The sequence below is a fragment of the Streptomyces sp. NPDC054840 genome, from assembly GCF_053611065.1.
Window position 1 is genome coordinate 1 of record NZ_JBSGZP010000625.1, and the last position, 4,282, is coordinate 4,282.

Annotated in this window: 5 protein-coding genes and 1 pseudogene; 5 read left to right on the plus strand and 1 reads right to left on the minus strand. The window is 70.3% G+C overall.

From position 1 onward, the window contains the following. On the plus strand, nt 1–1,580 hold a 1,580-nt coding region (locus ACWGIU_RS30965), incomplete at its 5' end, for a prolyl oligopeptidase family serine peptidase (protein ID WP_453711371.1). Nucleotides 1,581–1,647: 67 nt separating this feature from the next. On the opposite strand, the gene ACWGIU_RS30970 is transcribed toward ACWGIU_RS30965, so the two are convergent. Further along, on the minus strand, nt 1,648–2,367 hold the full coding sequence (locus ACWGIU_RS30970) for a hypothetical protein (RefSeq protein ID WP_453711373.1): 720 nt from the start codon (nt 2,365–2,367) through the stop codon (nt 1,648–1,650). Nucleotides 2,368–2,691: 324 nt separating this feature from the next. Between ACWGIU_RS30970 and ACWGIU_RS30975 the strand changes: the two are divergent. The 4 genes and pseudogenes from ACWGIU_RS30975 to ACWGIU_RS30990 all read left to right on the plus strand — a co-directional run. Continuing rightward, nucleotides 2,692–2,908 (plus strand): annotated as a pseudogene (locus tag ACWGIU_RS30975) (RHS repeat-associated core domain-containing protein); the annotation flags it as partial. A 95-nt stretch (nt 2,909–3,003) separates the two neighbouring features. Continuing rightward, nucleotides 3,004–3,258 (plus strand): HNH/endonuclease VII fold putative polymorphic toxin, encoded by a 255-nt coding sequence (locus tag ACWGIU_RS30980; RefSeq protein ID WP_453711375.1) that lies wholly within the window; start codon nt 3,004–3,006, stop codon nt 3,256–3,258. Next, nucleotides 3,245–3,727, plus strand: a complete 483-nt coding sequence (locus ACWGIU_RS30985; protein WP_453711377.1) for a hypothetical protein — start codon at nt 3,245–3,247, stop codon at nt 3,725–3,727. Before ACWGIU_RS30980 ends, ACWGIU_RS30985 begins: the two co-directional genes overlap by 14 nt. Nucleotides 3,728–3,739: 12 nt before the next feature. Then, nucleotides 3,740–4,126 carry an Imm50 family immunity protein gene (locus ACWGIU_RS30990; RefSeq protein ID WP_453711379.1) on the plus strand — a complete coding sequence of 129 codons (387 nt, stop codon included), beginning with the start codon at nt 3,740–3,742 and terminating at the stop codon, nt 4,124–4,126. Nucleotides 4,127–4,282 lie beyond the last annotated feature (156 nt).

Here is a 4,282-nt window from a genome sequence, read left to right on the forward strand (position 1 = left end):
TACTGGAGGAGTTCACCGGGCCCGCCCCGACCGACGTGCGCCGGGTGCTGGCCGCCGTGCCGCTGGACGGCTCGGCGGCCGGGAACCGCGGCGCCGTGCGGGAACTGACGCACGACCGGTACCGGTTCACCACCGGGCCCCGGCTCTCCCCGGACGGCCGGCGCGCCGCCTGGCTCGTGTGGGACCACCCCCGGATGCCGTGGGACGGTACCGAGCTGCGGGTCGCCGAGGTCACCGGCGGCGGGGAGCTCGCCGATGCCCGGACCGTACTCGGCGGCCCCGACGAGGCCGTCGCCCAGGTCGAGTGGACGGCTGAGGGCAACCTCCTCGCGGTCAGCGACCGCGGCGGCTGGTGGAACCCGTACAGCGTGGATCCGCGGACCGGCTGGGCGATCAACCTCTGCCCGCGGGAGGAGGAGTTCGGCGGCCCGCTGTGGAAGCCGGGGCTGCGCTGGCTCGCACCGCTTCCCGGAGACACCCCGTACACGGCGGGCTCGGGGGCCGGGCTCGTCGCCGTCCTGCACGGGCAGGGCTCCTCGGTGCTCGGCATCCTCGACCCGGAGAGCGGCGACCTGGTGGACGCCGCCGGGCCGTGGACCGCCTGGCAGCCGACCCTCGCCGTGCACGGCACCCGGGTCTACGGGGTCGCCGCCAGCCCGCGCAGCGCGTACCAGGTGGTCGAGCTGGACACGGCCACCGGACACGCCCGGGCGGTCGGCGCGCAGCGCCCGGACCCGGTGGACCCGGCCTACTATCCCGAGCCGCAGAGCCGCACCTTCCCCGGCCCCGACAACCGCCAGGTCCACGCGTACGTCTACCCGCCGCACCACCCGGCCTGCCGGGCCGCCGCCGACGAACTGCCCCCGTACGTGGTCTGGGCGCACGGCGGACCCACCGACCACGTCCCGCCCGTACTCGACCTGCAGATCGCCTACTTCACCTCGCGCGGCATCGGCGTGGTGGAGGTGAACTACGGCGGTTCCACCGGCTACGGCCGCGCCTACCGCGAGCGGCTGCGCGAGCAGTGGGGCGTGGTGGACGTGGAGGACTGCGCGGCGGTCGCCCGCCTGCTGGCCGCCGAGGGCACCGCCGACCCCGCCCGGCTCGCCATCCGCGGCGGCAGCGCGGGCGGCTGGACCGCGGCGGCCTCGCTGGCCGCCACCGACCTGTACGCGTGTGCCGCCATCCTCTACCCGGTGCTGGACCTGCTGGGCTTCGCCGGGGAGACCCACGACCTGGAATCCCGTTACGTCGAGAGCCTGGCCGGGCCGCCGCAGACCCTGGCCGTACTCAACCGCGAGCGTTCCCCGGTGGCCCGTGCCGACGGGATCACGGCGCCGTTCGTCCTCCTCCAGGGACTGCAGGACCCGGTCTGCCCGCCGGCCCAGGCGGAACGGCTGATCGACGCCCTGCGCGGCCGGCCGGTGCCGCACGCGTACGTGACCTTCGACGGCGAGGGCCACGGCTTCCGGCGGGCCGACACCATGATCCGCGCGCTGGAGGCCGAACTGTCGCTGTACGCCCAGGCCTTCGGCATCGAACGCACCGACGTGCCACGGCTGGACCTGGAAACGGGCTAAGGCGTGCGCAGGCTCCGCCGGACGGAGTCGAGCGGCAGGGCGCCGGGGGCGACGCCCGCGAAGTTGATCAGTGAGCAAAAAGCCAGACCCGGAGCGGACCGATCGCGGCGAAGCCGCCCCGGACCGCCGCCTCCAGGTCCTCCCCGTGCTCGTAGCCGACCACGTCCAGCTCCGGCCACCGGGCGGAGACCGCACCGAGCACACCCGCCCAAGCGGCCCCGAACAGGTTGGACACACCGACCACGCCACCGCCGGTGCTCGCGACGGCCCCGGCGACGATCCTGCCCCCGGTCCGACCGGCCAGGAAGACGATTCCCTCGCCGAGCAGGGCGGGCCGGAACAGCCCGTCGCCCTCGACGCTTTCGTCGCCGTTCAAGCCGGCCTCCCAGGCCGCCAGTTCCTCGGCGCCCGTGACCTCGGACCACTCCAGCCCGGCCGCTTCCCCGTCCGCCTCGGGGAGCGGCGCCCCGGCGGGGCGATGGATCCACTGCGCCTCGAACAGCACCTCGAAGCCCGCCCCGGCCAGGTCCAGGTCGGCGAAGCTGTCCTTCACCGAACAGCCGCCGGTGGCCGTGTCGACGCCCCGGACCACGCTCCCCGCCGGCACGGCCGGTTCCAGGGTCACGGCATCGGGATACATCGGTGGAGTCCGCCGCGCACTGAACCAGACCTGCTCGCCGTCGTACCTCGGCGCCAGCCCGTGCGCACGACACACCGCGTCGCACCACGCGGCGTTGTTCACCGCGGCCCTGCGGAGCAGCGTCACCCTCGCCTCGTCCGTGATCATGCCCGCGATGCTGCCACACGCGTCGGCGACGGCCTGACATCAGGCCGATGAGCTGGCCGAGTTACTGTTACTTCTTTTGCGTGTCCATCATGGGGAGGGGACGCGACGTCGTGGGACTGACCGCAGAGATATCGGCATACCGTGCAGGTCGGGGGGATCCAGGGCGTCTGGTGGGCGAGTTCCGCCGCGCTGCCCTGCTGGTTCCGCTTACCGACGTTGCCGATGCGAATGCCGCCGGTGCTGGCGATGTCGCCGGTGGTGTGATGTCGGCCGTGTCCGGCGGGATTCGCTGGCTGTACGCGTTCACAGAAGAGGAGGCCCACGGACGCGCACGCCTACACGCCCCTCCGCTTTCCCGGACAGTACTTCGATCCCGAATCGGGTCTGCACTACAACTGTTTCCGCTACTACGACCCTGAGACCGCCCGCTATCTGTCGGTCGATCCCCTCGGCCTCGGCCCCGCTCCGAACGCCTCCACGTACGTCCCGAATCCCCTGCTGTGGTCGGACACTCTGGGGCTGGCGCCGGACATCTGCCCGCCGAAGGTGGGTCGGACCCTTGCGGAGACTCGAGAGCTGGCGCTTCGTGAGGCAGGTGTTCCCGAGGGCCTCGAACCCTACTGGGAAAGCGATTGGGTGAAGGCGACGAAACCCGAATGGCAGGGTGGCGGACAGCTGCAAGGCCCGGACAAACAGATGATCTTCTACAGAGAAGAGTGGTACGAGCTTCCGAACGGCGACACGGTCATCTACCAGGACCACTGGTTCGGCCATCAGAAGCCGGGCGAACCCGGATATCAGCCGCCGCACGTGCACGTCCGGCCGGGCGAGGATCCGCGTAACGGTGTTATCGAGGGTACGGAGCCACACTATTACTATGACTTGGAATGAATTCGTCGTAAACGCGGATCTCGGTCTGTATTACGACCAAGTCCCGGACTTGACAGGCGTGCGCGTGCGATCGGTGCACCTGGATGGCTGGGACCCGACCGTGACCTTGCGCATCGACCTGCCGAGGTTCCCCGACCGCTGGAGCGGGGGACCTGGTGACACCATGCAGTTCCACATCCAGTTCTCCATGATCCAGGACTTCATGATGGAGGGATGGCGGCCTCCGGTCACGGCGGACATCGTGCTGCGACCGTTGCCGGACCACAGGCTCGCCGTGGACCTGGAAGCTCCTGGGGTATCGGTTTCCTTTACGTCGAACGCCTCACTCCTCGTCGGAAGGTTCAGCGTCTTCACGCGCGATGCGGACGGTGGCGACAGCGGTCGGCACCATTTCACCCGGCCGCTCGAGAACAGGCTCCCACCGATGATCCCGCCGCCGTACGTGAACACCTTCTTCGAGCGTGTGTGAAAAGGGAGCGAGATGATCACCTGGCCGGAACTTCAGGCACTGTACGGCGAGTCGCCCGTACCTGACCTGGACACGTGTAACTTCTTCTACATCCACATCGACGAGCGCGGAACATCGGTCACCTTCGGATTCGAGACCCAGCAGCTACCGCCGCACCCCGAGCCGGAGTGGTCCCGGAAGGCCTACAACACCCTGCGCTTCTGGATCGAGTTCACCGGTGTCAACGAACTGCGGGTGGCAGGTCTTCTCGCAGAGGCGGAACGCGCAGTTCGCATTACGGAGGACGGCTCGCCTACGAGTCTGACGGTGTCCGTGGAGAGCGAACGACGCTCCATCTCCTTCGCCGCGACCTCCGCGCGGGTCTCACACACCAGGGTCTACCTTCAGGGCCCCCTGTAGATACCGCCACCGAACGCCGGCGGCGAGAACGGCTCGACAGGAGTGAGCCGGGAGCCGCCGCCGCGCTCACGAAGGCCCTCGCCGCTCTCGGGCCCGGCGGGCGGCGCCCGGGGACATGCCGGGCTCCGAGGGGCATCGCCCGGGATGAGGGCATGC

What these genes read in the sequence shown, in the direction of transcription:
- ACWGIU_RS30985 (WP_453711377.1), top strand. Translation starts at nt 3,245, where the DNA reads ATGACTTGGAATGAATTCGTCGTAAACGCGGATCTCGGTCTGTATTAC.
- ACWGIU_RS30990 (WP_453711379.1), top strand. Translation starts at nt 3,740, where the DNA reads ATGATCACCTGGCCGGAACTTCAGGCACTGTACGGCGAGTCGCCCGTA.
- ACWGIU_RS30970 (WP_453711373.1), bottom strand. Translation starts at nt 2,367, where the DNA reads ATGATCACGGACGAGGCGAGGGTGACGCTGCTCCGCAGGGCCGCGGTG.